A 26,248-nucleotide genomic window follows, 5' to 3' on the forward strand; every position below is an offset into this window, starting at 1 on the left:
CGCGACCCCCGCCTTGGCAAGGCGGTGCTCTACCGCTGAGCTATTCCCGCATACAGAACCGATAATTACTATAACATAATTATCAATCTGTCGTCAAGGATGAATTAAGTCCGTCCTGACTGCCATATAATAATATCAATTTACACATATAGTGTCAATGGTTTTTCCATAAAATGCTAGTAAATATTGGTTTAAAGACCATCGCCCACATAAGAAAAAGGGCGATGGTACAATCCTCCTTTAAAACGGGTTATTCTTTATTCTTTTGTCTACCTTTACCAGCCCCATCTTCGGCTACACTCACCTCCGCTTCAACGAAGGTTTTCATGTCATTTAGCATATGCATAGATGCATTGATAACAGATAGGCCCATGGTAGAACCTAAGGCTTCATCAATTAGCAGTTTATAGTCTAAATAAGGCTTTACCCCTAAGAAGCGACATTGTTCCTTATGTATAGGTTCATCATGTATAGGCTCATCATAGGCAGCTGACGGGAACACATAGTCCTTAACTAGCGGTTCAATGGTAACCGCCGCTAAAATAGCTGCACCAGTTACTATATTATCAAAGACTACAGCCATGCGATAGCTAGCAGCTCCTAAGATAAAGGCCGTTAAAAATGCAATATCTAAACCACCCGCTATGTGAAGCAAGTGCAATACTGCATCACGGCGCTCACTTTCACTAATAGTAGACCAATCATCCACAGCAATATTAAATCGATCTACAAAAGAATGAATATGAGCAGCGCGTTGCTCTATCGTAGGGCCATATTCATTATGAACGAGAATATCCTCATAGACACAACCTGTGATTGACGCCGTCGTTACAAGAGAGTCCAGAAAGGCCCTCTCCCCTATATTGCCAATAGCCACCACTTGTAATCCATCTCTATATAACTTATCTGCATAAGTAAACCCAAGCTCAATAGCACGGTCTAATTCATCGCGAGAAATAGCAGGTTCTACGCCAAAGAAATGGGACCCATTCCGAATCACCTGTTGCTCAATATTTGTTAAATCAGAAGTGTCTTGTTCTAGACCTACATTCACCACATGTACCGTAGCATTTAATTTAGCTGCAGCCCCTTGTGTAGCTGTTCTTCCCTCATTAAAGCGTTTTATAGCAGCATAACTTTCACTACCATGTTGATCATTTTGCGGTCCATCTACCAAGTGATCAGCTGCCACAACGAGCACACCTTGACGCAAATGATTTGGTTTAGGGTCTCCTAAAATTCCTGCAAAATGCTCCGCTATAGTTTCTAACGTAGCCAGGCTATAGATAGGCTTTGTCAAATTATCAATACGGAATCGACATGTTTCCATTGCTTGTGTATCTAACGGCTCAACTTTGAAAGTTCTCATTTATTACCTCCTGTAATGGCCATATACATATGCACCGCAAGATCTAGCATCCCCATTTGTATGGATCCACCAGAAGCCTCACCTAAACAAAGGCCTAAATCTACATAGGCTTCAAGGCCTAAATTTTCTAAGGAAGATTTGGCCGCTTTTTCAGCAGATAAATGTGAAGCCATCACATAATCCATCGCTTTTGGAGCCAATGTTTTAGCCACCAATGCACAAGCCGATGTATTAAATCCATCGATAATAACTAACCCATGATTTGCTGCAGCGCCTAAGATAACACCCACAATACAAGCAAATTCAAAACCGCCTACAGACGATAAAATACCAAGAGCATCATCCTTACTAATATCCTTATATTTTTCTAGCACATCATGAACGATCCGCTGTTTTAGTTTGAGTCGTTCATCGGAAATATTCGTTCCTCGTCCCGTCGCCTCTTCCGCTGTAAGTCCTGCAAACTTAGCCGTCATAAGGGCACTAGCTGTCGTATTTGATATGCCCATTTCACCTACCAAAAATACGTTAAAGCCTTCATCGATTTTTTCTTTTACTAGACGAATCCCTGTTTCGATGCCCTCCACGGCTTGTTCGCGCGTCATGGCGGGCTCTTCTACAAAGTTTTTTGTACCCATCCCCAGTTTATGACTTCGAAGGCCTGGAACCCAACTCATATCCGCATCGATCCCCATGTCGATAACTTCCATTTGGGCCCCACAATAATTAGCTAGGGAGTTAGCACCCGCCCCTTTAGGGATTAGATAATTTTGTGTCATCCCAACAGTTGTTTCCTTAGGATACGCACTGACACCCATATCAGCTACGCCATGATCCGCAGAAGCAATAATCATACATGGTTTTGGCACGGTTACCTGCTCTTGATTCGTAGCCGCCCCATATTGAGCCACAACATCTACAAGACGACCATATAGTTCCACCGGCGATTCTGCATTCCAGCTATTAAATATATGTTGTTCAATCTTTAAGCTGCGACCTGTAATAGCGCCACAAGTTTCTTGTAACAAACTCATAAAAGCTCCCTTAACATAATATATTTACATACTCATATCGATATATAGTATACACGATTCTAGATATATGTCATGTTTTTTCAGTTACATTTACACTCTTATAGGATACAAAACCACGCCATTTTAATTATCCTTGATTTGACCAGTTAAATACGGTAACTTTCCTCGAATCTCGCGACTTCGTTCAAGATAGATTTCTAATTCTTGACCGTCATCCTCTTGTAAAAGTATCTTTTTTACACGTTGAATTTCTGCTTCAACCTGTGTGAGCCCTTCAATGACATTACGACGATTCCCATAAATAATTTCACGCCACATCGATGGTAATCCACCTGCAACACGGGTGCAATCACGGAAACCGCCAGCAGACAACTTCATGCGTAATTCGCCCAATTCATCGCCTCCCGAAACTTGTGTTAAAATAGAGGCCAATAAGTGAGGCATATGACTAACCATAGCCAGATATGCATCGTGAGCATAAATATCGACAAACTCGATACGAGACCCTAAGGCACGACCCATGTCAGCTAATTCTTGAGCTACTTCTTCACTATATACATCAGATGCCTTATCTTCTAACACAATCCAGCCCATACCTTTGAATAGGTTTTTATGAGATACTTCATACCCACCCTTTTCGGATCCTGCCATAGGATGGACAGATACGAAAACGGTCCCCTTAGGAATCGATTCATAAACGGCTCGTACAAAATTTTCCTTCGCACTAGATACATCGGTTACGACTTGTCCCGGTCTAAATAGATGAGCCGTTTCAGTAAAAAGTCGTGCATTTGTATCAGGTGGCAAGGAGAACACAACGATATCTGAGTTCTTAATCAATGGCTCAACTTCAGTCCACGCAGCTTTTACCACACCATCTTGAATGGCCGCATCACAGACCTCTTGACGACGTGCATAGCCTACTACCTCATAAGCTGTATATTCCTTTAAGGCCTTTGCCAAGGATCCACCTAATAGGCCTAAGCCAATAATGCCCACTGTCTTACTCATATAAACCTACTTTCAAGTAAAACTAGCAATGTCTATTCTCCAATATAATGCTAGTTATATTACATTATTATTTAGTTAATTGTAAATCAAAATTAGGGAGAATGAAATTAAGCTTCGATAAGATGCTTGTTTCTCCATTTACCGCTATACCAACGATATATAAACAATAAACCTCGCAAGATTTCATCAGCGGCCATGGCAATCCATATACCAACAAGGCCCCAACCCCAGTAAATACCAAATAGATACGATAATGGCACGGCGCATAACCACATGCCAAAGATTCCCACTAGCATAGGCGTACGAATATCACCGGCAGCCTGCAAACAACCAACCATAACGATATTTACTGCACGTCCTAACTCAAGAAAGATCTCAACCAGTAATACATTATGTGCTAACTCTAGGATTTCCGGATCCGAAGTAAACACAGATACAACAAAATCACTAGTCACATAGAAGAATGTAGCAAGACCTACGTTAATAGCAATCGCTAAATACATGGACTTCCATACACGACTAGTAACCTCCTCTTGGCGTTTAGCGCCCATTAGGAAACCTACGATAACTTGTGAAGCATTGGATAGCGCTATGGTGTATACATAACAAAGCATGGCGATAACAGATACATACACCTTTGTGTTGATTACTGCGAGTCCCAAAATATTGACCATTTTCATGATCGTAGTTTGAGATAATTGATAGCTCAATGTTTCTCCACCAGAAGGAACACTGATATGCAATAAAGATTTAACCGTATGCCACGGAAATGGTTTTAAGAATTTAAAGTTTACCTCTAAGGTTAATAATTTCTTAAAAGTATATCCAATAATCACGAGCCCTACCACTTTAGATAGCCATGTTGAAATAGAAACACCTAATACACCAAGGCTTGGTATTGGACCATGTCCAAAGATTAATACATAGTTTGTTAGAATATGAATGATATTCATTACAAGGGCAATGTACATGGTAACACGTGTTAATGAGTGACCTCTAAATACGGCTACTAACGCATAATACATCGCTTGTATCGGTAGCCCTGCAGCAACGATAGTAGTATATATCGACGTATCACTCATCGTTTCTGGTGGTATACCTAGCCATGTAAAGATCCATTCATGGCAAGTAATAAAGAATACTGCCGCTATAGATGAAAAGAGAAAATTCATCATTAAGCTGACCGTACATACCTCTGATAGCTTGGATTGGTTCCTCGCTCCTAAATATTGGGCAATCAAAATCGTCGTAGCTGTACTCATGACGATGATGAGCATAATAAAGATATTTAAAATTTGATTGGCATTAGCTACCGCTGCTACCGCTTGAGGCGAGTAGTGACTCATCATCAATTGGTCTATATTACCTACTAGCATCTGTAGGAACACTTCAATAAATATAGGCCAACTCAAAGTCCAGATAGATAGACTAATCCCCTTTTCGTATGCTTTCATAAAAACCTCTGCAATGAATACGATACAATTGCAATGAATATCATACAATGTCCTTATTATATCACGTTATATAACCACATGGGACAAATCGCAGAAAGCAATATACTAAATAGTTTTTCATAAAATAGTACATACAAAAACGTGCCACCCGAAGGTGACACGTTTCTTTAATCAGCATCCTACCTAATGGGTACGATACCAATATTATTTAAATTGATTGCAAAGACTATCAAATAATGCTTGGTCAGGTTTTACAACATCTTCAGTCAATGGACGAGGATGTGGTCCGCCATTTGCTGCAGCCATTGCTTTTTCAAAGGAAGGTTTAGATGTATTTTGATAGATAAGGCCTGTAACCAAACCATCAGTATCACCCAAAGTTTTAAGCGCTGTTGCACGATCTGTTGGGTCATAACCTTCAGGCAATGCTACTAAATGTTCTTTAAACCAATCATAGCTATTGCGTTTGTTGTATGTAACACATGGGCTAAATACATTGATGAAGGAGAAGCCCTCATGATCCATAGCTTGTTGAATCAAATCAACGAGCTCTTTACGATTCACCATATAGCTTTGCGCTACAAATGTAGCACCTGCTGCAATCGCAGTTTCACAAACGGACAATGGAGACTCAAACGCACCATGAGGAGTTGTTTTTGTAACAAAACCGATGTCAGAACGAGGGGATGCTTGACCTTTAGTCAAACCATATACATGGTTATCCATTACTACGTATGTCATGTTTACATTACGTTTGAAAGCATGAATGGTGTGACCCATACCGATAGCAAACGCATCGCCATCACCAGAGAATGCAATAACTTCTAGGTTTTGGTTAGCAAGCTTAACGCCTTGCGCATAAGGAAGCGCACGGCCATGAGTTGTATGCGCACCATAAGCGTAGAAATAGCCACCGATACGGCTAGAACAACCAATACCGGAAATTACGGCTAATTTTTCTGGTGGAATATTTTTCGCTACTACAGCGTCAGTAATCGCCGCTTGAACCCCATAATGGCCACAGCCTGGACACCAGTTAGGACGAATATCATTTCTGTAATCTTTAGCTGTTGTCATATTATAGGACCTCCTTAATCGCATTTTTCACATAACTTTTTGTGAATGGATTACCATCGTATTTCAAGCAGCTAGAAATCTTATGTTTCTTATGCATGTTGATTTTAAATAAATTAGCCAATTGACCAGTTTTATTGTGTTCTACAATAACTACTTTTTTCGCCACATCAAAGAACGGTTGTAATTGCTTTGCTGGGAATGGTTTAATCAAGCGCAATTGTAAATGGTTAACTTTAACACCTTCTTGATCGAATTCAGCAACAGCTTCTTCGATAGCACCACGACTAGAAGCCATACCTACAACGAGTACATCCGCTTCATCGTATTTAGCATTGTTCAAGAATGGTTCATAATTGTCAGCTACAGTTTCCAATTTACGGAAACGTTTATCAGTTTGCGCTACGTGCATTGTAGGCGCTTCTGCTGGTTTACCTTCTTCATTATGCTCTAAACCTGTGGAAAGGAATAGACCATTTTTCATACCTGGAATTGTACGAGGAGAAATGCCATCTTCAGTCAATTCAAAGCGTTTGAAATAGTTAGGTTGTACCAATTCAGGAAGCTCAGCTTCTTTCATCATTTTACCTCGATTAATAGGTACGCGGTTCAAATCGAAAGAAGGAACGGATTGTTTATTCAAACCTTGTTGTAAGTCAGGCATAAAGATAACTGGACATTGGTACATTTCTGCCAAGTTGAAAGCTTTTTGAATTTCATAGAAACATTCTTCAATAGATGTTGGAGAAATTACGATACCAGAGTAGTCACCATGTGCATTGTAGCAAGCTGCATCAATATCGGATTGTTCAACTTTTGTAGCCATACCAGTGGATGGGCCAGAACGTTGAACGTCAATAACAACCATTGGCAATTCAGCCATGGAAGCCATAGACAAGGATTCTGCCATCAAGGAAAGGCCTGGACCAGAAGTACATGTAAAGCCACGAACACCTGCGTATACACCACCCATAGCTGTCATACATGCTGCGATTTCGTCTTCTGTTTGAACAACAGTTGAGCCCAACTTATCCATAGTTTTAATCATGTATTCCATAACTTCGGATGCGGGCGTAATAGGATATGATGCCATGAAACGGGAGCCCGCAGCAATAGCACCAAGAGCACATGCTTCGTTACCTAATAAAAACATTTGATCTTTCTTACCAGGCGCTGGCAATGTATCGATCTCAACATCGCCTAACTTTTCCATTACAAGGCTATGACCATCATCGAAAGCAGCCAAGTTTTTATCTATAATCTCTTGGGATTTCTTTGCAAATTTCTCAGTAATAGCATCTTTAAACATCTTAGTATCAAAACCAAGAAGCGCTACGGACATTCCAAGTGCTACGATATTACGCATCAACAAGGAGCCTTGTTTCATTGCTGTTTCAGAGATAGGCAAAGATAAACAATTAATCTTTGTACCTTCAAATTTAGAAAAGTCTGGATTAACTTTGCTATCACAGATGATATATCCACCATCGCGTACTTCGGAACCGTGCATATCAACGGTTTCTTGATCAAGGGAAAGTAAGAAGTCTACCCCTTCACCAATGGACATAATTTGTTCCAATGCTACGCGCAATGCGAATGTAGTATGACCACCTTTGATGCGAGATGCAAATAAACGTTGGCTATACAAAGAGTAGCCTTCTTTAGCAAGGATTGTGGCCATGATTTCGCCGCAACTCTCGATACCTTCACCTTGTTGGCCGCCCATTTTCCAGATAAAATCTTTACGTTTTTGCAAGAGATTCACCCTCCTTAGGATAAAAATTACACTGCTGACAAGAGTCTACCTTACTATTTTAATGTATGTATAGTACGAACCTGTCTTATATCGTCATTGTATCATGTATATTTTAGGTTTACAATGTATCATTTCACATAATAATAGGTATATATTAAGGTATTATAACTAAAAATTATAAGAGAAAAAGGATACCACTTTTTAAGTAGTATCCTTTTAGTATTTATGCTTATCGTTTTATATTCAGACGGCAAAAAAAGAGTCTATATAAAATTATATAGAATATTTATTCTCGAATCATCTAAAATATTTATTTCGTAACACCTCTTGTTGTCGCTCCTCAGTGAAGAATATTTCTTCTAAACATAAGCCTTGAGCGGGTGCAGTTTTCCCTATAGCACGCCGGTCTTTAGCGGCTAAATATCCTTTAATATCCTCAACCTTGCGACGACCAAGACCTATATCTACAAGTAAGCCTGCAATATTGCGGACCATATGATATAAAAAACCATCACCAATCACAGAAATCGTTACGTGAGCCCCCTTTGCCTCAACATGGATTCCCAGGATTGTTTTTACAGGATCAGCAGGGGTTGAATTCGTTCCCTTTAAGGTTGTAAAGTCATGCGTACCTAATAGTTCATTACCTGCAGCCTGCATCCGATCAATATCTAAGGGCTTTTTCACATGCCAATGATATCGCTGCGTCAAAGGATCTGCAATGAGCTGATTATGAATCGTATATACATACTCTTTACCGTATATATTCCATCGTGGCTTCCAATCTAGCGGAATTTCTACCGCTTCTAGAACGACTATATCCTTAGGAATATGAGCTATCATAGCACGAGGAATATTTTCTACTGGTATAGTCCCCGACGTTTGAAATGTACAAACTTGAAATTTAGCATGCACACCCGCATCCGTACGAGAAGCACCATAAATTTGGATCGGTTCATTACAAATACGTGATAAACCATATTCCAAACAACCTTGTACCGTTAACCCCTTATCATTAGGTTGCTTTTGATAACCTGCTAAATCTGTACCATCATAAGCCACTATAATCCGTATGTTTCTCATAGACCTAACCACCACAATGCGATAAGTACAATAGTTACCAAAATAACAGCGCCAACACCAATATAATCGACATAGGTAACTTGTAATTCTTTCATACGTGTACGATTGACGCCACCTCTATAACAACGTGCTTCCATAGCGATAGCTAATTCATCGGCCCGTCGAAACGCACTAATAAATAATGGCACTAAAAGTGGCACCATATTTTTTGCACGTTGAATGATAGAGCCTGTCACAAAGTCTGCCCCACGAGCAGATTGAGCTTTCATAATACGATCCGTCTCGTCCAATAAGGTAGGAATGAACCGCAGCGCAATAGTCATCATCATAGCCAGCTCATGAGCAGGAACACCTATGCGACGAAACGGATTGAGCAAGTGCTCGATGCCATCAGTTAAGCGAATTGGTGATGTAGTATAGGTCAACAAAGAAGAAAACAAGATTAAGAAGATTAAGCGTGCCGCCATTTGAAGGCCCATTGCCACGCCATGGTCGGTAATATTAATAATCCCCCATTGAAAAATTGGATTGCCTGGTGTCGTAAAAATATGAATCCCCATAGTAAATACGATGATAATCCAAAGCGGTTTAATAGCAGACCACATCAGACGTAACGGCAAACGTGATAACAACATTGCAAAGATGGTGAACCCACCTACAACGCCATATGCCAATGGAGAATTCGCCAAGAATATGGCTACAACGAATATGGTAGTAGCAATAATCTTTGCACGTGGATCCATGCGATGCAAGAAAGAGTTTCCTGGGAAGTATTGACCAATAGTAATATTATTTAACATGGTTACCTCCTTCGAGAATTGCTTGTACCGCATCATCTACAGATAGTACGCGATTAGACACATCAAGACCTTGTTCGCGCAAATATTCCATGGTAACAGACACTGGCGGTACATCTACACCGACAGCCTGTAATTCATCACGATGATTATTAAAGATGTCCATCGGTTCACCATCGAGAACGATACGCCCTTTATCGAGTACTACAAGACGAGAAGCCATGCGAGAAATATCTTCCATATTGTGAGATACAAGAATTACAGTGATACCCTTTTCTTTATGAAGTCGAATGATTTCTTCAAAGATTTCTTCCCGTCCAAATGGATCAAGACCAGCAGATGGTTCATCGAGCACGAGAAAATCTGGATCCATAGCTACTACGCCGGCAATAGCCACGCGACGCATTTGACCACCAGATAAATGGAATGGAGAACGTTCTGCATATGTGTCATAATCGAGCCCTACGAACTTCATCGCATCTCGCACACGCTCGTCTACGTCATCAGCACTAAGCCCTAAATTTTTAGGACCAAAGGCGATATCTTGAGCGATGGTTTCTTCAAACAATTGATGTTCTGGATACTGGAATACCATCCCCACCTTATGACGCATTTTTTTTGCTTCCTCTGTAGAAGCGCTAATATCTACACCATTGACGGTAACTGTACCAGTTGTAGGATGTAATAGCCCATTTAGATGTTGTACAAAGGTGGATTTACCGGAACCAGTATGACCGATAACCCCTAGAAACTCCCCATTTTCAATGGTAAGAGATACACCCCGAAGTGCAGTCTTTTCAAAAGGGGTGCCCACGCCGTAGGTATATGTAATATTATCTAGTACGATTGCCATTAGTGGGTTGCCTCCCCTCTTGAAGCATCTGTTGAGTGTATAGCGGATAATTGTTTACCTAACTTTGAGCCTTTAAGGCCCTTTGCTAACTCTTCATTATTAATGATACTCTTACCCACTTCATAACCTTTAGCATTCAATTTGAAAGCAATCTCAGAGGCTACCGGTACATCGAGGCCCAGCCCTTTTAAGGTATCTACATGGCTAAAAATTTCACGAGGCGTACCATCATGTAATTTCACACCATTTTTCATAACCACAACTCGGTCTGCCGTAACAGCTTCCTCCATGAAGTGCGTAATATATACAATCGTAATGCCCTCTTCCTTATTGAGTTTGTGAACTGTTTCAAGCACTTCGCGGCGACCTTTTGGATCGAGCATCGCTGTTGGTTCATCAAGAACGATGCAATCAGGCTTCATCGCTAATACACCTGCGATAGCAATACGTTGTTTTTGTCCGCCCGATAATAAATGGGGACCATGTTCTCTATATTCAGTCATATTAACAGCAGCTAACGCTGCATTGACACGTTGTCTAATTTCTACACTAGGAATACCTAAGTTTTCTGGACCAAAGGCAACGTCCTCCTCTACAACGGCCGCTACGATTTGGTTATCAGGATTTTGGAATACCATTCCTACATGTTGGCGAATATTCCAAATATGCGCTTCATCCCGCGTATCAAAGCCACATACATTGATATGACCTTCACTGGGTTGTAATAACACATTAAAATGCTTGGCAAGCGTACTTTTACCACTGCCATTAGTTCCAATGATACAAACAAATTCACCACGCTTAATGGATAGATTCACATCATCCAAGGCACGTACATCATTGCCGTTTTCATCAGTATAAATATGACTCATATGATTGACCTCAATCATAATGTCTTGTTCATTCATGGATAACCTCATATCTTTCTAGTCAATTTCGTTTCTATGAAAGTAGAACCATTTGCATCATCTATCATACTCATGTGGTGCATAATCCCCATATTTTAATTTATCCTATTTAATAGAACTTGAATTTAATAATGTCTTAGATATTATGCAAAAGGTTGACAATACATATTCATTTTTTACGATAACTGCTAACATATTACGATATTATACTAGTCGATTGTACCATAAAATTGACAATAAAAAAACGGTGCTGCAACATAAGTTACAACACCGTATGAGTTTGATTAAACTAACTCGATAATAGCCAAAGGTGCAGCGTCACCTTTGCGAAGACCAGTTTTGATTACACGAGTGTAACCACCTTGACGGTCTGCATATTTTGGAGCAATTGTATCAAACAATTTTTTTACTACACTTTCATCCATGAGGTATGCAAGAACTTGGCGACGTGCATGAAGATCACCACGTTTAGCCAAAGTTACCATTTGATCAGCTAAAGAACGAAGTTCTTTCGCTTTAGCTTCAGTTGTTTCAATACGCTCATATTGGAAGAAAGATGTTAACATGCTACGGAACAACGCTTTACGAGCGGAGCTGTCGCGGCCTAATTTTCTGTACATTCGTCTTCCTCCTTATTCGCCTTTTTGTTTAAGTTGAAAACCACCTGGATGATTATTGAGTTTTTCCTCAATTTCATCGATAGATTTTTTACCTAAGTTGCGAACTTTTCCTAAGTCATCAATGGTTTTGTCTAGCAAGTCTGCAATTGTATTAATGCCAGCACGTTTCAAGCAGTTATACGCACGAACAGAGAGTTCCAACTCGTCGATGGAAATCTTTGCTGGGCCGTCATCTACAGCTGGTTCTTCATTATCGGAACCTACTGGATCTATAACGATACCGCCTTCACCAGTGTTTACATCTACTACATCTGCAGAATGCGCTAATTTAGTGAAGTTCCCTAAATAACCAATCATAATGGCAGCAGATTTTGCCACTGCATCAGCAGCAGTAATGGAGCCATCAGTCCAAACTTCTAATGTAAGTTTGTCGAAGTCCATTTCATTGCCTACACGAACATCACTCACTTCGTATTTAGCACGAAGAATTGGAGAGAAGATGGAATCGATTGGAATACAACCAATAACATCAGTATCTTTTTTATTCTTCGTTGAAGGAACATAGCCTTTACCTCGTTCGATTACTACGTCCATTACGAGATGAGCTGTCTCATCCATTGTCGCAATCACGAGTTCAGGATTCAATACTTCTACCTCTGGTGGGAATTGTTCAGCCAAATCAGCAGCTGTCAATATTCCATCCTTTTGGAAGTCAAAATGAACTTCCAAAGGTAATTGTGCTTCTTCTTCAACTTTGATGCACAATTGCTTTAAGTTAAGGATGATATCCGTAACGTCTTCGCGAATACCAGGAATAGTAGAGAATTCATGAAGAACTCCATCAATTTTGATAGAGGTGATAGCTGCCCCATCCAAGGATGAAAGCAAAATTCTGCGTAAGCTATTACCGAGAGTGATCCCATAACCACGATCTAATGGTTCACATACGAACTTACCATAACGACCGCCATCGGCGATGTCCACTTTCTCGATTTTAAGTTTCTTTTCTTCGCTCATCAGGAACATCCTCCTATATAACACACGTTCATAGTTAATTATAGCACCGTATCATATCGGTCACTATAAATTATACACGACGGCGTTTTGGAGGGCGACAACCATTGTGAGGAATTGGAGTTACGTCTTTAATGGAAGTAACTTCAAGACCTGCAGCTTGTAAAGCACGGATTGCAGCTTCACGGCCGGATCCAGGACCTTTTACGAATACTTCAACAGTGCGAAGACCATGTTCCATTGCAGCTTTAGCAGCTTGTTCAGCAGCCATTTGAGCAGCAAATGGGGTGGATTTACGAGAACCACGGAAGCCCAAGCCACCAGCGGAAGCCCAAGACAACGCATTACCGTTTGTATCTGTCAAAGTTACGATAGTGTTATTGAATGTAGAACGAATATGAGCCGCACCGGATTCAATATGTTTCTTTTCTTTTCTTTTAGTTCTAACAACTTTTTTAGCCACGCTTTATCCCTCCTTTATCTTATTTCTTTTTACCAGCAATTGCTTTTCTAGGACCTTTGCGAGTACGTGCATTCGTTTTAGTACGTTGACCACGAAGTGGTAAACCCATACGATGACGTTTGCCTCGATAGGAGTTGATTTCAATTAAGCGTTTAATGTTAAGAGCTTCTTCACGACGAAGGTCACCTTCTACTTTGTAATCAGCATCTAACAATTCACGGATTTTCGCTACTTCATCTTCAGAAAGATCGCGAACGCGTGTGTCAGGATTGATGCCAGTTTTAGCAATAATTTCAGATGCTAAAGTTGGACCAATACCATAAATATAAGTTAAACCAATTTCCACTCGTTTATCACGAGGTAAATCTACACCGGCGATACGTGCCATCTAATCATCCACCTCCTATCAGATTATCCTTGTTTTTGTTTATGTTTTGGATTTTCGCAAATAACCATTACACGGCCTTTGCGTTTAATGATTTTACATTTTTCGCATATCTTTTTAACTGATGGTTGAACCTTCATTAGTACCTCCTTTGTGGACCCTATGCTTATTTAAAGCGATAGGTGATGCGACCACGATTTAAGTCATACGGTGTCAGTTCCATAGTAACTTTATCACCAGGAAGAATACGGATAAAATTCATACGCATTTTGCCTGACACATGAGCCAATACGATATGACCATTTTCCAATTCAACTTGGAACATGGCATTCGGTAATGCCTCAACGACCGTACCTTCCACCTCAATAACGTCTTCTTTTGACATATCTTTTCCTCCGGTTACCTGTTTATTTAATTAACCGCGGTTCTTCCCGCATAGTTAATATTTCAGGGCCGTTTTCTGTAACAACCACTGTATGTTCGAAATGAGCAGCAGGTTTACCATCTACTGTAACTGCTGTCCAGTCATCCCCTAATACACGAACACGATGTGTCCCTAGAGTTATCATCGGTTCAATACACAATACCATACCTGGTTTCATAAGAGGTCCTTGTTCAGGACTACCATAGTTTGGTATTTGCGGATCTTCATGCATTTCGCGGCCTAAACCATGACCTACGAAGTCGCGTACGACACCGTAACCATGTTTCTCACAATACGTTTGAACAGCGTGACCGATAGCACCAATACGGTTACCGACTTTCACTTGTTCAATTCCCTTGAACAGACTTTCCTCTGTAACTTTTAACAATTTCATCACATCGGGTTTGACGGGACCAATAGGAATCGTCACAGCCGAATCGCCGTGATATCCATCAATAGATGATACTAGATCAATACTGAGGACATCGCCGTTTTTAAGCTTACGCTTAGCGCTCGGAATACCATGAACGACTTCTTCGTTAATAGAAGCACAGATTGTAGCGGGGAATCCATAGTACCCTTTACAACTTGGTATACCACCGTGGCTGCGAATATATTCTTCGGCAATTGTATCTAACTCAAGCGTCGTGATGCCAGGTTTAGCCTTTTTTACTAACAAGGACAACGTGTCTGCTGTAAGCTTACTTGCCTTGCGGATACATTCAATCTCATGGGGCGATTTTAAAATAATCATAGATTATTTCTCCAACGCCTTAATGATGTCAGCAAATACTGCGTCTACATCTTGTAAACCATTGATTTCTTGATACAATCCGCTATTGCGATAGTAATCAATTAATGGTTTAGTAGATTCTTCGTACACAGCTAGACGTTTCTGTACTGTTTCAGGGTTATCATCAGCACGATTTTCTAGAACAGCTCGTTCGCTAATACGTTTAACCAATTCCTCGGAAGGAACATTTAAGTTAAGTACAGCGTCCAAAGAAATTCCTAATTCTTTAAGGATTGCATCCAAGGACACAGCTTGTGCTGTAGTTCTTGGGAATCCATCAAGAATAAATCCAGATTTGCAGTCATCTTTCACCAAGCGATCACGTACGATACCAACAGTTACACTGTCTGGTACCAATTGACCAGCATCGATGTATTTCTTAGCCTCAACTCCAAGAGGTGTTTCGTTCTTAATCGCAGCGCGGAACATATCACCTGTTGAAATTTGGGGAATACCGTATTTTTCAATAAGTCGAGCTGCCTGAGTGCCTTTACCAGCACCAGGAGGTCCCATTAATAGAATATACATATTGTTTCCCTCCTATTTCACAAAGCCTTTATAGTGGCGTGTTACCATGAGCGACTCAATTTGTTGCATTGTATCAAGTGCTACACCTACAACGATGAGAAGAGCCGTACCACCAAAGTATACGCCTTGGACGCCGGTTATACTACCGAGGAAATTCGGTATAATAGCAACGACAGCTAAGAATACAGCGCCAGCCAAAGTGATCTTGGTCATCACGTTATCCACATAATCAGCAGTTGGTTTACCCGCACGAATACCTGGGATAAAACCACCGTATTTTTTCATATTATCTGCCATATCTGTAATGTTGATAGAGATTGCAGTATAGAAATACGTAAAGATAAAGATCAATATCGCATACAATGCCGTTTGTAACGGCGTCCCCCATGTAAATAAATCAGCAACTTTATGAACAAATTCATTGTCAATAAATTGTGCAATTGTTACAGGGAACATCAACACAGATGACGCAAAGATAATTGGGATTACACCTGCCTGATTGACTTTCAACGGCAAGAATGTAGAGTGACCACCGTACATTTTACGCCCTACTACGCGTTTTGCGTATTGGATAGGAATGCGACGTTGGCCTTGTGTAACTGCCACTACGACAGCGATCATCGCAAGTGCAATTACAGCAAATAAGAATGCTTGGAACATGTTAATGGTTCCGTTTTGGATATATTGATAAATAGTTTCGAGACCATCTGGCAATCGAGCTACGATACCAGCAAAGATGATCAAGGAAATACCATTACCTATACCATATGCTGTGATTTGCTCACCAATCCACATCAATAAACATGTGCCTGCTGTGAGGATGATGGCCACAACAAATACGCTAAGGAAATCATTATTTACCAAAGCGTTATTTGCTCTAAGAGCAAATGCCATACCAGCGGCTTGTACAAAGCCAAGGACTACGGTGCCATAACGAGTTACCTTCGCTATTTTCTTACGCCCGTCTTCACCATCTTTACTCCATGCTTCAAACTGAGGAACTACAGACTGAAGCAGTTGCATGATGATGGAAGCATTAATGTAAGGGGTAATACTCATCGCAAAGATAGAGAACTTACTTAGCGCACCACCAGCAAACAAGTCTAATAGACCAAATAGGTTACCGGATGTAAACAAGGATTCAATAACAGATGCATCTACACCTGGTACTGGGATGTGAATGCCAGCTCTAAACACAGCAAACATCATCAATGTGTACAAGATCTTGTTACGTAACTCAGTAATCTTAAAGATGTTCGAGAGGCTATCTAGCACCCTAGATCACCTCAACTTTTCCGCCTGCTGCTGTGATTTTTTCTTCAGCAGCTTTAGTGAAGCCATTAGCGATAACAGTCAAGTTTTTAGTTTCCAATGTACCGTTACCTAAAATACGAATACCATCGCGTACATTTTTCAAAATGCCAGCTTCAATAAGAGCTACTGGATCAACTGTTGCACCATCTTCAAAGCGATTTAATTGTGCTACGTTAACTTCAGCATATTGTTTAGCAAAAACGCTGTTGTTGAAACCACGTTTTGGTAAACGACGATAAAGAGGCATTTGGCCGCCTTCAAAACCGGAGCGAACGCCACCGCCAGAACGGGAGTTTTGACCTTTTTGACCACGACCAGATGTTTTACCCAAGCCAGAACCTAAACCACGGCCTACACGAGTACGAGTTTTTTTAGAACCAGCTGCTGGTTGTAATTCATGAAGTTTCATTCAGTGCACCTCCTTATCAGTATTAAACTTCTTCAACTTTTACTAAATGTCTAACTTTATGAAGCATACCTTCGATTTGAGGTGTTACTTCTTTTACGACTTGAGAATTAGTTTTTTTCAAGCCCAAAGCTTTAACTGTCGCGCGTTGATCTTCAGGACGACCGATTAAGCTTCTTGTTAATGTTACTTTAACTTGTGCCATTTCTTGTCTCCTTATTACGCGTTATAGATTTCTTCAACGGTTTTACCACGAAGCTCAGCAACTTCGCTAGCGCGTTTCAAATCTTTCAAACCTTCGATTGTAGCGCGAACCATATTGTTAGGGTTAGAAGAGCCCAAAGATTTAGTCAAGATGTTACGAACACCTACTAATTCCAATACGGCACGAACAGGGCCACCAGCGATAACGCCAGTACCTTCAGCAGCTGGTTTCAAGAATACGCGGCCTGCACCGAATACGCCTGTTACGCTGTGAGGGATTGTACCATTTTTAATAGCTACGTTTACAATATTTTTCTTAGCATCATCGATACCTTTGCGAATTGCTTCTGGTACTTCCGCTGCTTTACCTAAGCCAACGCCTACATAACCGTTGCCATCACCAACAACTACAAGAGCGCTGAAGGAAAAACGACGACCGCCTTTAACTACTTTGGCTACGCGGTTGATGAATACTACTCTTTCTTTAAGATCAAGACTGGTGTAGTCAATTCTCGCCATGTCTATAGTTCCTCCTTCTTAGAATTTTAAGCCTGCTTCACGAGCACCTTCTGCAAGGGCTGCTACGCGGCCGTGGTAAATGTAACCACCACGGTCAAACACTACAGTGTCAATGCCTTTAGCGATAGCTTTTTTAGCAACTGCTTCACCAACAGCTTTAGCAGCAGCTACGTTACCACCATAGGATAAGTTCAAATCTTTATCTAAAGAGCTAGCAGCAACCAAAGTTGTACCTGCTACGTCATCGATTACTTGTGCGTAAATGTTGCTCAAAGAACGGTAAACGTTCAAACGTGGGCAAGTTGCCGTACCAGAGATGTGGCGACGGATACGAAGATGACGTTTTGCTCGAGCGATATTTCTACTAGATTTACGAGGCAAGATATTCACTCCTTTCATTCATATAGATGATATTACTATTTACCTTTTGCACCAGCTTTACCAGCTTTGCGACGAACAACTTCGCCTTCATAGCGGATACCTTTACCTTTGTAAGGTTCAGGTTTTCTCCATTTACGGATATCAGCTGCTACTGCACCTACAACTTCTTTGTCTGCACCAGACACAACGATTTTGTTAGGAGCTGGAACATCGATTGTAATACCAGCTGGAGCTTCCATTTCTACTGGATGAGAGAAGCCAAGTGTAAGAGCTAATTTATTGCCTTGTTTAGCCGCTCTGTAACCAACACCGTTGATTTCAAGAGTTTTTGTAAATCCTTCAGATACGCCTGTTACCATATTAGCAACAAGAGCGCGAGTCAAACCGTGAAGGGAACGATGGTTTTTATCGTCGGAAGGACGAGTTACTGTGATTGTGTTACCTTCTACAGTGATATTCATATCTGGATGCAAATCGCGAGATAATTCACCTTTAGGGCCTTTTACGTTCATATGATGGTTATCATATGTAACAGTAACGCCTGCAGGGATCTCGATAGGCATTCTACCGATACGTGACATTATTTCTACCTCCTATTGCTACTATTACCAAACGTATGCGATTACTTCGCCACCAAGACCTTCTTTACGAGCTTGTTTGTCGCTCATAACGCCTTTGGACGTAGAAATAACTGCGATACCCAAACCACCAAGTACACGAGGAAGTTCTTCCTTTTTCGCGTAAACACGTAAACCTGGTTTGGAAATACGTTTAATTCCTGTAATAACTTTCTCGTTATTGGAACCATATTTCAAAGTTACTTTTAAAGTGTTTTCTTCTTTTTCAACGTTCTTTACAAAGCCTTCTTGTAAAAGGATGTCAAGAACGGCTGCTTTCATTCTAGATGCAGGAATGTTTACCGTTTCATGAAGTGCAGCGTTTGCATTACGGATGCGCGTAAGCATATCCGCGATAGGATCGGTCATTACCATAATCTAAAAACCTCCTCTCGTCTAATATTACCAGCTGGCTTTTTTAACACCAGGAATTTGTCCTTTGTACGCCAATTCACGGAACGCAATACGGCTGATACCGAATTTACGCATATAGCCGTGAGGACGACCAGTTAAGTTGCAACGGTTGTGCAAGCGTGTTGGGGATGCATTTGCTGGTAATTTGGATAAGCCTTCATAATCACCTGCTGCTTTTAACGCTTCACGTTTAGCTGCATATTTTTCAACGATTTTAGCGCGTTTCTTTTCGCGTTCAATCATAGATTTTTTAGCCATCTATATGTTCCTCCTATTATTTTTCAAAAGGCATACCGAATTGAGTCAACAATTCACGAGCTTCTTCATCTGTCTTAGCACTTGTTACGATAATGATGTCCATACCAGTAACACGTTCTACCTGATCATATTCGATTTCAGGGAAGATGAGCTGTTCTTTAAGACCCAAAGCGTAGTTACCACGGCCATCGAATGCAGTAGCGCTGATACCGCGGAAGTCACGTACACGAGGTAATGCCGCATTGATCAATCTATCAAGGAATTCATACATGCGTTCGCCACGAAGAGTAACTTTTGTACCCAACGCCATGCCTTCACGAACTTTGAAGTTCGCAATGGATTTTTTAGCTTTTGTGATGACAGGTTTTTGACCAGCAATGATAGTCAAATCATTAACTGCTGCTTCCAATGCTTTTGCATTGCCTACTGCATCACCTACGCCGATGTTGATAACGATTTTTTCCAATTTAGGAATTTCCATTACATTGCCGTATTGGAATTTTTCTTGCATACTCTTTTTGATTTCAGAGTTGTATTGTTCAAACAAACGAGACATTTATGTAGCTCCTCCTTTCCTGATTATTTAAGTACTGTACCGGATTTAACAGTAGCGCGAACGAATTTACCGTCCTTGCCTTCTACCTTTTTGATACGAGTAGCTGTTTTAGTTTCTGGGTCGACAACCATTACGTTAGAAACATGAATGCCAGCTTCTTTAGTAACGATGCCGCCTTGTGGGTTAGCTTGGGAAGGTTTTGTGTGACGTTTTACAGTGTTAACGCCTTCAACAAATACGCGTTCTTTTTTAGGTTCAGTTGCAATAACTGTACCTTGCTTACCTTTATCTTTACCGGAGATAACAACAACTGTATCGCCTTTTTTGATTTGTAGCTTAGCCATATGCTGCGTTCCTCCTTCTTATAATACTTCTGGAGCCAAAGAAACGATTTTCATGAAGTCTTTTTCACGAAGTTCTCTAGCTACAGGTCCAAAGATACGAGTACCACGAGGGGTCTTGTCATCTTTAATAACTACTGCTGCGTTTTCATCGAAACGAATATAGGAACCGTCTTGACGGCGGATACCTTTTTTAGAACGAACAATAACAGCTTTAACTACGTCGCCTTTCTTGACAACGCCACCGGGTGATGCATCTTTTACAGAAGCAACGATTACGTCACCGATATTGCCGAATTTGCGATAAGAACCGCCCATGACTTGGATGCACATAATACGTTTAGCACCAGTGTTGTCGGCAACATTCAAAATTGTTTGTTGCTGGATCATCGTCTATTCCTCCTTACATCACTCTTATTTTTGTCTTTCAAGAATTTCAACAACTCTCCAACATTTATCTTTAGAAAGTGGACGAGTTTCTACAATTTTAACTGTATCGCCAATTTGACACTCATTATTTTCATCATGAGCTTTGAAGCGTTTTGTGCTAACCATTGGCTTGTTATATAATGCGTGAGGTACTTTACGTTCAACAGCAACAACAACAGTTTTGTCCATTTTGTCGCTAACAACTTTACCTACGCGGACTTTACGTACGTTTCTTTCTTCTGCCACGATTTTAAGCCTCCTTTTCAAACTTTAACAAATCTGTTATTATGCGTTTTCAGATTTAAGTTCAACTTCACGTTGTACAGTTTTAATACGAGCGATTGTCTTCTTAACTTCACGAATGCGCATAGGATTCTCTAATTGACCTGTTGCAAGCTGAAAACGGAGGTTAAATAACTCTTCCTTAAGACCGGAAACTTTTTGTTCCATTTCGGCAGCGCTCATATTGCGAATGTCATTAACCTTCATTTACGTCACCACCCAATTCTTTACCCTTAACAACAAATTTGCATTTGATTGGAAGTTTATGGCTTGCAAGACGCATAGCTTCACGAGCTGTAGCTTCTGGCACACCGTCCATTTCAAACATTACACGACCTGGTTTAACCACTGCTACCCAGTATTCAGGAGAACCTTTACCGGAACCCATACGAGTACCAGCTGGTTTAGCTGTGATTGGTTTGTCAGGGAAAATTTTAATCCATACTTTACCACCACGTTTGATATAACGAGTCATAGCAATACGGGCAGCTTCGATTTGACGGTTAGTGATCCAAGATGGTTCGCATGCTACCAAGCCGAACTCACCATGAGACACTGTATTACCGCGCATAGCACGACCTTTCATACGGCCGCGGAATTGCTTACGATGTTTTACGCGCTTTGGAATAAGCATTACTTGCCACCTTCTTCCTTCTTAGCAGGTGCTTGTTTTGCTTCTGGCAAAACCTCACCTTTGTAAATCCATACTTTAATGCCGATACAACCATATGTTGTATGAGCTTCAGCAGTACCGTAGTCAATGTCTGCACGAAGTGTATGCAAAGGAATAGAACCTTCACGGTAGGATTCGCTACGAGCGATTTCAGCACCGCCAAGACGACCGCTTACCATTATTTTGATACCTTTTGCACCTAAGCGCATTGTACGACCTACAGCTTGTTTCATTGCACGGCGGAAGCCGATACGACGTTCCAATTGGCCCGCAATGTTTTCAGCAACTAATGTTGCATCCATATCTGCTTGTTTAATTTCTGCAATGTTAACATCCACTTGTTTATCAGTGAAACGAGTCATTGCTTTTTTGATATCTTCGATACCAGCACCACCACGACCGATAACCATACCTGGTTTCGCAGTGTGGATAGTCAATTTAATACGTTTATTTGTACGCTCGATTTCAATGCGGGAAATACCAGCAATGAAAAGGGTTTCTTTCAAGAAGTTACGAATTTTTACGTCTTCATGAAGATTAGCAGCGAAATCTTTATCTGCATACCATTTTGCGTCCCAATCTTTTACGATACCGACACGCAAACCGTGTGGATTAACTTTTTGACCCACTCTGTTTCCCTCCTTCTTAAGCTCTTTCTTTAACTACTACTGTTACGTGGCTAGTACGTTTCAAAATTTTGAAAGCTTGACCACGGGAACGAGGATGAATGCGTTTTAATGTAGGGCCTTGATCAACGAAGATCTCGGATACGTAAAGATTGTCAACATTCATATCGAAATTATGTTCAGCGTTTGCGATTGCAGAACGCATAACTTTTTCTACTACATCAGCGCCAACTTTCGGAGTGAACTTCAAGATGGCAAATGCTTCGCCGATGTTTTTACCGCGCACTAAATCTGCAACGATACGGATTTTACGAGGCGCGATTCGGATATGTCTAGCGATTGCTTTTGCTTCCATGTATTATTTCCTCCTATTTTTTGCCTGTAGATTTTTCGTCCTTACCATGACCTCTATAAGTACGTGTAGGAGCGAACTCACCTAATTTATGACCTACCATATCTTCTGTAATGAATACAGGTACATGTTTGCGACCATCATGCACAGCAATTGTGTGGCCTACAAAACTTGGGATAATAGTAGAGGCACGGGACCAGGTTTTTACAACTTTCTTTTCGTTAGTTTCGTTTAAAGCTTCAACTTTCTTAAGCAAATGATCTGCTACGAAAGGGCCTTTTTTAATAGATCTGGACACTATTTTATCTCCTTTCCTTTATCCTATTTTGTACGACGTTTAATGATTAAGCTGTTAGAAGCTTTTTTCTTGTCGCGAGTTTTAACACCATGTGCTGGTTTGCCCCAAGGTGTAACAGGATGTTTACGACCAACAGGAGATTTACCTTCACCACCACCATGTGGATGGTCACAAGGGTTCATTACAACACCACGGTTGCCAGGGCGAACACCCATCCAACGATGACGACCAGCTTTACCGATTACAAGGTTGCTGTGGTCAGCGTTACCAACAACACCAATTGTTGCACGGCACTCTTGACGAACACGACGCATTTCACCAGATGGTAAACGAAGTATAGCGTAGCCATTATCTTTACCCATCAATTGAGCAGATGTACCAGCGGAACGAACGATTTGACCACCTTTACCGATTTTCAATTCGATATTGTGGATTTGTGTACCGTCTGGAATATTAGCCAATGGTAAGCAGTTACCAGGTTTAATATCGGACTCAGGACCGGAGAATACAACGTCACCAACTTTTAGACCGTTAGGAGCTAAAATATAGCGTTTTTCACCATCAGCGTAGTTAAGCAAAGCGATGCGAGAAGAACGGTTAGGATCATACTCGATTGTTGCTACTTTAGCTGGAATATTATCTTTAGTACGTTTGAAGTCAATAATACGGTATTGACGTTTGTGACCGCCACCTTGGTGACGAACTGTCATTTTACCAGTATTGTTACGACCACCTTTTTGAGAAATCTTAGCGAGCAAGGATTTTTCTGGTTTGCTTGCTGTGATTTCGTCGAAGGCGGATACTGTCATAAACCGGCGACCAGCGGAGTACGGTTTAAATGATTTAATTGCCATTAGTGGGCCTCCTTACAACTAGACTCTTAGACACCTTCAAAGAATTCAATGGATTCGCCAGCTTTTAAGGTTACGATAGCTTTTTTGTAATCGCTACGTTTACCTTGTGTACGACCCATGCGTTTAGTCTTACCTAAAACACGAATAGTAGCTACTTTTTCTACTTTTACATTGAAGATTTTTTCAACTGCTTGACGGATTTGCACTTTATTTGCAGTCAAAGGCACACGGAAAGTGTATTTGCCTTCTTCCATAAGCATAGTGGATTTTTCGGTAATAACCGGGCGGATTAGTACATCATGTAATTGCATTATCCGAGCACCTCCTCGATTTTTGCGACAGCGCCTTTAGTAATGAAGAGCTTATCGTAATGAAGAAGATCGAAAATGTTCATACCTTCGCAAGCCAAAGCTTTAACACCTTGGATGTTACGAGCGGAACGTTCAACATTTACATCACCTTCAGTGATGAACAATACTTTTGCATCACCAACGTTGAAGCTGTTAATAATGTTCAACACTTCTTTTGTTTTAGGAGCTGCTAATGTGATTTCTTCCAAAACGTATAATTCGCTATTATTCACTTTATCGCTAAGAGCAGATTTAACTGCTAAACGTCTAGCCTTACGAGGCATAGCTTTGTAATAGCTGCGAGGTTGTGGGCCAAATGTAGTACCGCCACCGATCCAGATTGGGGAGCGGCTGGAGCCTGCACGAGCACGGCCAGTACCTTTTTGTTTCCAAGGTTTGCGGCCACCGCCACGAACCATACCTCTAGTTTTTGTTGCATGTGTGCCGAGACGTTCGTTAGACAATTGACGAACTACGGCTTGATGCATTACGGCTTCGTTAACTTCAACGCCGAATACTGCATCGTTTAACTGTATTTCACCGACTTTAACGCCGGATTGATTATATGTTGCTACTGTAGGCATTACATAATCCTCCTTTCGACAAATGATTATTTAACAGGTTTAACCGTGTTGCGAACCATAACCAAGCTACCTTTAGCGCCTGGGATACCACCTTTAACCAATAAAAGGTTACGTTCAGCATCAACTTTCACAACGGATAAGCGTTGTACGGTAACTCTGTAACCACCCATTTGTCCAGGGAGTTTTTTACCTTTGTATACCTTACCGCCGCCACCGGAGATCATAGGACCGATGGAACCAGGTTCACGGTGAGATTTGGAGCCATGAGTTTCAGGACCACGGGAGAAGTTATGGCGTTTAATTGTGCCAGCAAAACCCTTACCTTTACCTGTACCCACTACGTCCACCAATTCACCTTCTGCGAAGATATCAGCTGCCAGAGTTTGGCCTACTGTGTAGTCAGCTGCATTAGCTACGCGAACTTCGCGAAGATATTTCACTGGAGCTACGCCAGCTTTGTCGAACTGACCTTTTACAGGTTTTGTTAAATGTTTTTCTTTAATGGAACCGTAACCAATTTGTACTGCTTCGTAGCCGTCTGTTTCTACAGTCTTTACGCGCACTACAACGCTTGGGGTAGTTTCCACTACTGTTACAGGAACTAATTGGCCTTCAGCTGTGAAGACTTGTGTCATTCCTAATTTTTTACCCAAAATAGCTTTAGACATTATCGCACCTCCTTATAGTTTTATTTCAATAGATACACCAGCTGGTAAATCTAAACGAGTGATAGCATCTACTGTTTTCGAATTTGGTTCAAGAATATCGATTAAGCGTTTATGTGTACGCATTTCGAATTGTTCACGAGAATCTTTGTTTACGTGTACAGAACGAAGAATTGTGAAGATATTCTTTTCTGTTGGCAATGGAATCGGACCAGATACCATAGCGCCATTTCTTTTTGCAGTGTCTACGATCTTAGCAGCGCTTTGATCGAGAGCTTTGTGGTCGTATGCCTTAAGGCGAATACGGATTTTTTGCTGTTTAGCCATTATTAATAATTCCTCCTGTCGTCCATTTCGTGAATGGGCTGCTCCATAGAAATTCTCCTCCGCAGAGGCAACCTTCTACTTCATAGTTTAAAAACACAACACGAGAGCGGCATTATCTGCCGCTCTGAGTGCTGCATGTATTGTGCTCAACGCATTCTACGATGAGCATAAAAGGTTAAATTAACCTTCGATTTCTGTTACTACGCCAGCGCCTACTGTATGGCCACCTTCG

40 protein-coding genes are annotated in these 26,248 nt (G+C 41.0%); all 40 read right to left on the minus strand.

The features are described from left to right. Positions 1 to 250: 250 nt before the first annotated feature. The gene (locus DW000_RS09395) at positions 251 to 1,369 is read right to left on the minus strand and encodes a nicotinate-nucleotide--dimethylbenzimidazole phosphoribosyltransferase (RefSeq protein ID WP_120056213.1); all 1,119 of its coding nucleotides are present in this window, start codon (positions 1,367 to 1,369) and stop codon (positions 251 to 253) included. Continuing rightward, entirely contained in the window at positions 1,366 to 2,403 is a 1,038-nt protein-coding gene (gene cobT / locus DW000_RS09400) for a nicotinate-nucleotide--dimethylbenzimidazole phosphoribosyltransferase (RefSeq protein WP_012864755.1), read from the minus strand. The genes DW000_RS09395 and cobT overlap by 4 nt, the downstream gene beginning before the upstream one ends. Positions 2,404 to 2,526: 123 nt before the next feature. Continuing rightward, a complete protein-coding gene (locus DW000_RS09405) occupies positions 2,527 to 3,414 on the minus strand; it encodes a prephenate dehydrogenase/arogenate dehydrogenase family protein (RefSeq protein ID WP_120056215.1) in 888 nt (295 codons plus the stop codon). A 107-nt stretch (positions 3,415 to 3,521) separates the two neighbouring features. Continuing rightward, positions 3,522 to 4,868: an MATE family efflux transporter gene (locus tag DW000_RS09410; RefSeq protein WP_120056217.1), complete on the minus strand. Its 1,347-nt coding sequence runs from the start codon at positions 4,866 to 4,868 to the stop codon at positions 3,522 to 3,524. Positions 4,869 to 5,072: 204 nt separating this feature from the next. Continuing rightward, positions 5,073 to 5,945 carry a 2-oxoacid:ferredoxin oxidoreductase subunit beta gene (locus DW000_RS09415; protein ID WP_120056219.1) on the minus strand — a complete coding sequence of 291 codons (873 nt, stop codon included), beginning with the start codon at positions 5,943 to 5,945 and terminating at the stop codon, positions 5,073 to 5,075. Position 5,946: 1 nt separating this feature from the next. After that, positions 5,947 to 7,698 (minus strand): 2-oxoacid:acceptor oxidoreductase subunit alpha, encoded by a 1,752-nt coding sequence (locus DW000_RS09420; protein WP_120056221.1) that lies wholly within the window; start codon positions 7,696 to 7,698, stop codon positions 5,947 to 5,949. A 297-nt stretch (positions 7,699 to 7,995) separates the two neighbouring features. Further along, on the minus strand, positions 7,996 to 8,781 hold the full coding sequence (gene truA / locus DW000_RS09425; protein ID WP_120056223.1) for a tRNA pseudouridine(38-40) synthase TruA: 786 nt from the start codon (positions 8,779 to 8,781) through the stop codon (positions 7,996 to 7,998). After that, complete coding sequence (locus DW000_RS09430; protein ID WP_120056225.1) at positions 8,778 to 9,581, minus strand: energy-coupling factor transporter transmembrane component T; 804 nt, start codon at positions 9,579 to 9,581, stop codon at positions 8,778 to 8,780. Before DW000_RS09430 ends, truA begins: the two co-directional genes overlap by 4 nt. After that, positions 9,571 to 10,431, minus strand: coding sequence for an energy-coupling factor transporter ATPase (locus DW000_RS09435; protein ID WP_120056227.1), 861 nt, complete (start codon positions 10,429 to 10,431; stop codon positions 9,571 to 9,573). The genes DW000_RS09430 and DW000_RS09435 overlap by 11 nt, the downstream gene beginning before the upstream one ends. Continuing rightward, entirely contained in the window at positions 10,431 to 11,339 is a 909-nt protein-coding gene (locus DW000_RS09440; RefSeq protein WP_120056229.1) for an energy-coupling factor transporter ATPase, read from the minus strand. The genes DW000_RS09435 and DW000_RS09440 overlap by 1 nt, the downstream gene beginning before the upstream one ends. Positions 11,340 to 11,623: 284 nt before the next feature. Further along, positions 11,624 to 11,959, minus strand: a complete 336-nt coding sequence (gene rplQ / locus DW000_RS09445; protein ID WP_004695155.1) for a 50S ribosomal protein L17 — start codon at positions 11,957 to 11,959, stop codon at positions 11,624 to 11,626. A 12-nt stretch (positions 11,960 to 11,971) separates the two neighbouring features. Further along, positions 11,972 to 12,976: a DNA-directed RNA polymerase subunit alpha gene (locus DW000_RS09450; RefSeq protein ID WP_004695153.1), complete on the minus strand. Its 1,005-nt coding sequence runs from the start codon at positions 12,974 to 12,976 to the stop codon at positions 11,972 to 11,974. A 70-nt stretch (positions 12,977 to 13,046) separates the two neighbouring features. Beyond that, on the minus strand, positions 13,047 to 13,436 hold the full coding sequence (gene rpsK / locus DW000_RS09455) for a 30S ribosomal protein S11 (protein WP_004695151.1): 390 nt from the start codon (positions 13,434 to 13,436) through the stop codon (positions 13,047 to 13,049). Between the two features lie 19 nt (positions 13,437 to 13,455). Continuing rightward, positions 13,456 to 13,824: a 30S ribosomal protein S13 gene (gene rpsM, locus DW000_RS09460; protein ID WP_004695149.1), complete on the minus strand. Its 369-nt coding sequence runs from the start codon at positions 13,822 to 13,824 to the stop codon at positions 13,456 to 13,458. 23 nt (positions 13,825 to 13,847) lie between these two features. Next, positions 13,848 to 13,961, minus strand: a complete 114-nt coding sequence (gene rpmJ, locus DW000_RS09465; RefSeq protein ID WP_004695148.1) for a 50S ribosomal protein L36 — start codon at positions 13,959 to 13,961, stop codon at positions 13,848 to 13,850. 26 nt (positions 13,962 to 13,987) lie between these two features. Continuing rightward, positions 13,988 to 14,206 (minus strand): translation initiation factor IF-1, encoded by a 219-nt coding sequence (gene infA / locus DW000_RS09470; protein ID WP_004695147.1) that lies wholly within the window; start codon positions 14,204 to 14,206, stop codon positions 13,988 to 13,990. A 22-nt stretch (positions 14,207 to 14,228) separates the two neighbouring features. After that, entirely contained in the window at positions 14,229 to 14,999 is a 771-nt protein-coding gene (gene map / locus DW000_RS09475) for a type I methionyl aminopeptidase (RefSeq protein WP_120056232.1), read from the minus strand. 3 nt (positions 15,000 to 15,002) lie between these two features. Continuing rightward, positions 15,003 to 15,566 carry an adenylate kinase gene (locus tag DW000_RS09480; protein ID WP_004695145.1) on the minus strand — a complete coding sequence of 188 codons (564 nt, stop codon included), beginning with the start codon at positions 15,564 to 15,566 and terminating at the stop codon, positions 15,003 to 15,005. 12 nt (positions 15,567 to 15,578) lie between these two features. Then, the gene (secY, locus tag DW000_RS09485) at positions 15,579 to 16,841 is read right to left on the minus strand and encodes a preprotein translocase subunit SecY (protein WP_012864761.1); all 1,263 of its coding nucleotides are present in this window, start codon (positions 16,839 to 16,841) and stop codon (positions 15,579 to 15,581) included. A gap of 1 nt (position 16,842) precedes the next feature. Then, entirely contained in the window at positions 16,843 to 17,289 is a 447-nt protein-coding gene (rplO, locus tag DW000_RS09490; protein WP_004695141.1) for a 50S ribosomal protein L15, read from the minus strand. A 22-nt stretch (positions 17,290 to 17,311) separates the two neighbouring features. Beyond that, on the minus strand, positions 17,312 to 17,491 hold the full coding sequence (rpmD, locus tag DW000_RS09495; protein ID WP_004695138.1) for a 50S ribosomal protein L30: 180 nt from the start codon (positions 17,489 to 17,491) through the stop codon (positions 17,312 to 17,314). A gap of 14 nt (positions 17,492 to 17,505) precedes the next feature. Beyond that, positions 17,506 to 18,009: a 30S ribosomal protein S5 gene (gene rpsE / locus DW000_RS09500; protein WP_004695136.1), complete on the minus strand. Its 504-nt coding sequence runs from the start codon at positions 18,007 to 18,009 to the stop codon at positions 17,506 to 17,508. Positions 18,010 to 18,027: 18 nt separating this feature from the next. Beyond that, positions 18,028 to 18,408 (minus strand): 50S ribosomal protein L18, encoded by a 381-nt coding sequence (gene rplR / locus DW000_RS09505; protein ID WP_005385510.1) that lies wholly within the window; start codon positions 18,406 to 18,408, stop codon positions 18,028 to 18,030. Between the two features lie 17 nt (positions 18,409 to 18,425). Further along, positions 18,426 to 18,971 (minus strand): 50S ribosomal protein L6, encoded by a 546-nt coding sequence (gene rplF / locus DW000_RS09510; protein WP_004695131.1) that lies wholly within the window; start codon positions 18,969 to 18,971, stop codon positions 18,426 to 18,428. Positions 18,972 to 18,995: 24 nt separating this feature from the next. Further along, the gene (gene rpsH / locus DW000_RS09515) at positions 18,996 to 19,382 is read right to left on the minus strand and encodes a 30S ribosomal protein S8 (RefSeq protein ID WP_004695128.1); all 387 of its coding nucleotides are present in this window, start codon (positions 19,380 to 19,382) and stop codon (positions 18,996 to 18,998) included. 27 nt (positions 19,383 to 19,409) lie between these two features. Beyond that, entirely contained in the window at positions 19,410 to 19,679 is a 270-nt protein-coding gene (rpsN, locus tag DW000_RS09520) for a 30S ribosomal protein S14 (RefSeq protein WP_004695122.1), read from the minus strand. Between the two features lie 16 nt (positions 19,680 to 19,695). Then, a complete protein-coding gene (gene rplE / locus DW000_RS09525; RefSeq protein WP_004695119.1) occupies positions 19,696 to 20,235 on the minus strand; it encodes a 50S ribosomal protein L5 in 540 nt (179 codons plus the stop codon). A 23-nt stretch (positions 20,236 to 20,258) separates the two neighbouring features. Continuing rightward, a complete protein-coding gene (rplX, locus tag DW000_RS09530; RefSeq protein ID WP_004695118.1) occupies positions 20,259 to 20,579 on the minus strand; it encodes a 50S ribosomal protein L24 in 321 nt (106 codons plus the stop codon). An 18-nt stretch (positions 20,580 to 20,597) separates the two neighbouring features. After that, entirely contained in the window at positions 20,598 to 20,966 is a 369-nt protein-coding gene (gene rplN / locus DW000_RS09535) for a 50S ribosomal protein L14 (RefSeq protein WP_004695117.1), read from the minus strand. Between the two features lie 24 nt (positions 20,967 to 20,990). Further along, complete coding sequence (rpsQ, locus tag DW000_RS09540) at positions 20,991 to 21,251, minus strand: 30S ribosomal protein S17 (RefSeq protein WP_004695116.1); 261 nt, start codon at positions 21,249 to 21,251, stop codon at positions 20,991 to 20,993. A gap of 39 nt (positions 21,252 to 21,290) precedes the next feature. Continuing rightward, on the minus strand, positions 21,291 to 21,494 hold the full coding sequence (gene rpmC / locus DW000_RS09545; RefSeq protein ID WP_004695115.1) for a 50S ribosomal protein L29: 204 nt from the start codon (positions 21,492 to 21,494) through the stop codon (positions 21,291 to 21,293). Then, the gene (gene rplP / locus DW000_RS09550) at positions 21,484 to 21,921 is read right to left on the minus strand and encodes a 50S ribosomal protein L16 (RefSeq protein WP_004695114.1); all 438 of its coding nucleotides are present in this window, start codon (positions 21,919 to 21,921) and stop codon (positions 21,484 to 21,486) included. The genes rpmC and rplP overlap by 11 nt, the downstream gene beginning before the upstream one ends. Then, the gene (rpsC, locus tag DW000_RS09555; protein ID WP_004695113.1) at positions 21,921 to 22,589 is read right to left on the minus strand and encodes a 30S ribosomal protein S3; all 669 of its coding nucleotides are present in this window, start codon (positions 22,587 to 22,589) and stop codon (positions 21,921 to 21,923) included. The genes rplP and rpsC overlap by 1 nt, the downstream gene beginning before the upstream one ends. Positions 22,590 to 22,605: 16 nt before the next feature. After that, on the minus strand, positions 22,606 to 22,941 hold the full coding sequence (rplV, locus tag DW000_RS09560) for a 50S ribosomal protein L22 (protein WP_004695112.1): 336 nt from the start codon (positions 22,939 to 22,941) through the stop codon (positions 22,606 to 22,608). Between the two features lie 13 nt (positions 22,942 to 22,954). Beyond that, positions 22,955 to 23,236, minus strand: coding sequence for a 30S ribosomal protein S19 (gene rpsS / locus DW000_RS09565; protein WP_004695110.1), 282 nt, complete (start codon positions 23,234 to 23,236; stop codon positions 22,955 to 22,957). 23 nt (positions 23,237 to 23,259) lie between these two features. Beyond that, on the minus strand, positions 23,260 to 24,090 hold the full coding sequence (gene rplB, locus DW000_RS09570; RefSeq protein ID WP_004695109.1) for a 50S ribosomal protein L2: 831 nt from the start codon (positions 24,088 to 24,090) through the stop codon (positions 23,260 to 23,262). A 26-nt stretch (positions 24,091 to 24,116) separates the two neighbouring features. After that, entirely contained in the window at positions 24,117 to 24,401 is a 285-nt protein-coding gene (gene rplW, locus DW000_RS09575) for a 50S ribosomal protein L23 (RefSeq protein ID WP_004695108.1), read from the minus strand. Beyond that, positions 24,401 to 25,024 (minus strand): 50S ribosomal protein L4, encoded by a 624-nt coding sequence (gene rplD / locus DW000_RS09580; protein ID WP_004695105.1) that lies wholly within the window; start codon positions 25,022 to 25,024, stop codon positions 24,401 to 24,403. Before rplD ends, rplW begins: the two co-directional genes overlap by 1 nt. 26 nt (positions 25,025 to 25,050) lie before the next feature. Continuing rightward, complete coding sequence (rplC, locus tag DW000_RS09585; protein WP_004695102.1) at positions 25,051 to 25,692, minus strand: 50S ribosomal protein L3; 642 nt, start codon at positions 25,690 to 25,692, stop codon at positions 25,051 to 25,053. 12 nt (positions 25,693 to 25,704) lie between these two features. Then, the gene (rpsJ, locus tag DW000_RS09590; protein ID WP_004695100.1) at positions 25,705 to 26,016 is read right to left on the minus strand and encodes a 30S ribosomal protein S10; all 312 of its coding nucleotides are present in this window, start codon (positions 26,014 to 26,016) and stop codon (positions 25,705 to 25,707) included. Positions 26,017 to 26,248 lie beyond the last annotated feature (232 nt).

Origin of the sequence: Veillonella sp. AF36-20BH (assembly GCF_003602765.1) — a bacterium.
GTDB classification, from domain to species: Bacteria; Bacillota; Negativicutes; order Veillonellales; family Veillonellaceae; genus Veillonella; species Veillonella hominis.

What these genes read in the sequence shown, in the direction of transcription:
- DW000_RS09395 (WP_120056213.1), bottom strand. Translation starts at nt 1,369, where the DNA reads ATGAGAACTTTCAAAGTTGAGCCGTTAGATACACAAGCAATGGAAACA.
- cobT (WP_012864755.1), bottom strand. Translation starts at nt 2,403, where the DNA reads ATGAGTTTGTTACAAGAAACTTGTGGCGCTATTACAGGTCGCAGCTTA.
- DW000_RS09405 (WP_120056215.1), bottom strand. Translation starts at nt 3,414, where the DNA reads ATGAGTAAGACAGTGGGCATTATTGGCTTAGGCCTATTAGGTGGATCC.
- DW000_RS09410 (WP_120056217.1), bottom strand. Translation starts at nt 4,868, where the DNA reads ATGAAAGCATACGAAAAGGGGATTAGTCTATCTATCTGGACTTTGAGT.
- DW000_RS09415 (WP_120056219.1), bottom strand. Translation starts at nt 5,945, where the DNA reads ATGACAACAGCTAAAGATTACAGAAATGATATTCGTCCTAACTGGTGT.
- truA (WP_120056223.1), bottom strand. Translation starts at nt 8,781, where the DNA reads ATGAGAAACATACGGATTATAGTGGCTTATGATGGTACAGATTTAGCA.
- DW000_RS09430 (WP_120056225.1), bottom strand. Translation starts at nt 9,581, where the DNA reads ATGTTAAATAATATTACTATTGGTCAATACTTCCCAGGAAACTCTTTC.
- DW000_RS09435 (WP_120056227.1), bottom strand. Translation starts at nt 10,431, where the DNA reads ATGGCAATCGTACTAGATAATATTACATATACCTACGGCGTGGGCACC.
- DW000_RS09440 (WP_120056229.1), bottom strand. Translation starts at nt 11,339, where the DNA reads ATGAATGAACAAGACATTATGATTGAGGTCAATCATATGAGTCATATT.
- rplQ (WP_004695155.1), bottom strand. Translation starts at nt 11,959, where the DNA reads ATGTACAGAAAATTAGGCCGCGACAGCTCCGCTCGTAAAGCGTTGTTC.
- DW000_RS09450 (WP_004695153.1), bottom strand. Translation starts at nt 12,976, where the DNA reads ATGAGCGAAGAAAAGAAACTTAAAATCGAGAAAGTGGACATCGCCGAT.
- rpsM (WP_004695149.1), bottom strand. Translation starts at nt 13,824, where the DNA reads ATGGCACGTATCGCCGGTGTAGATTTACCTCGTGATAAACGAGTGGAA.
- rpmJ (WP_004695148.1), bottom strand. Translation starts at nt 13,961, where the DNA reads ATGAAGGTTCAACCATCAGTTAAAAAGATATGCGAAAAATGTAAAATC.
- infA (WP_004695147.1), bottom strand. Translation starts at nt 14,206, where the DNA reads ATGTCAAAAGAAGACGTTATTGAGGTGGAAGGTACGGTCGTTGAGGCA.
- map (WP_120056232.1), bottom strand. Translation starts at nt 14,999, where the DNA reads ATGATTATTTTAAAATCGCCCCATGAGATTGAATGTATCCGCAAGGCA.
- DW000_RS09480 (WP_004695145.1), bottom strand. Translation starts at nt 15,566, where the DNA reads ATGTATATTCTATTAATGGGACCTCCTGGTGCTGGTAAAGGCACTCAG.
- rplO (WP_004695141.1), bottom strand. Translation starts at nt 17,289, where the DNA reads ATGAAACTTCATGAATTACAACCAGCAGCTGGTTCTAAAAAAACTCGT.
- rpmD (WP_004695138.1), bottom strand. Translation starts at nt 17,491, where the DNA reads ATGGCACAAGTTAAAGTAACATTAACAAGAAGCTTAATCGGTCGTCCT.
- rpsE (WP_004695136.1), bottom strand. Translation starts at nt 18,009, where the DNA reads ATGGCGAGAATTGACTACACCAGTCTTGATCTTAAAGAAAGAGTAGTA.
- rplR (WP_005385510.1), bottom strand. Translation starts at nt 18,408, where the DNA reads ATGAAAGGAGTGAATATCTTGCCTCGTAAATCTAGTAGAAATATCGCT.
- rplF (WP_004695131.1), bottom strand. Translation starts at nt 18,971, where the DNA reads ATGTCACGTATCGGTAGAATGCCTATCGAGATCCCTGCAGGCGTTACT.
- rpsH (WP_004695128.1), bottom strand. Translation starts at nt 19,382, where the DNA reads ATGGTAATGACCGATCCTATCGCGGATATGCTTACGCGCATCCGTAAT.
- rpsN (WP_004695122.1), bottom strand. Translation starts at nt 19,679, where the DNA reads ATGGCTAAAAAATCTATGATTGAACGCGAAAAGAAACGCGCTAAAATC.
- rplE (WP_004695119.1), bottom strand. Translation starts at nt 20,235, where the DNA reads ATGTCTCGTTTGTTTGAACAATACAACTCTGAAATCAAAAAGAGTATG.
- rplX (WP_004695118.1), bottom strand. Translation starts at nt 20,579, where the DNA reads ATGGCTAAGCTACAAATCAAAAAAGGCGATACAGTTGTTGTTATCTCC.
- rplN (WP_004695117.1), bottom strand. Translation starts at nt 20,966, where the DNA reads ATGATCCAGCAACAAACAATTTTGAATGTTGCCGACAACACTGGTGCT.
- rpmC (WP_004695115.1), bottom strand. Translation starts at nt 21,494, where the DNA reads ATGAAGGTTAATGACATTCGCAATATGAGCGCTGCCGAAATGGAACAA.
- rplP (WP_004695114.1), bottom strand. Translation starts at nt 21,921, where the DNA reads ATGCTTATTCCAAAGCGCGTAAAACATCGTAAGCAATTCCGCGGCCGT.
- rplV (WP_004695112.1), bottom strand. Translation starts at nt 22,941, where the DNA reads ATGGAAGCAAAAGCAATCGCTAGACATATCCGAATCGCGCCTCGTAAA.
- rplB (WP_004695109.1), bottom strand. Translation starts at nt 24,090, where the DNA reads ATGGCAATTAAATCATTTAAACCGTACTCCGCTGGTCGCCGGTTTATG.
- rplW (WP_004695108.1), bottom strand. Translation starts at nt 24,401, where the DNA reads ATGCAATTACATGATGTACTAATCCGCCCGGTTATTACCGAAAAATCC.
- rplD (WP_004695105.1), bottom strand. Translation starts at nt 25,024, where the DNA reads ATGCCTACAGTAGCAACATATAATCAATCCGGCGTTAAAGTCGGTGAA.
- rplC (WP_004695102.1), bottom strand. Translation starts at nt 25,692, where the DNA reads ATGTCTAAAGCTATTTTGGGTAAAAAATTAGGAATGACACAAGTCTTC.
- rpsJ (WP_004695100.1), bottom strand. Translation starts at nt 26,016, where the DNA reads ATGGCTAAACAGCAAAAAATCCGTATTCGCCTTAAGGCATACGACCAC.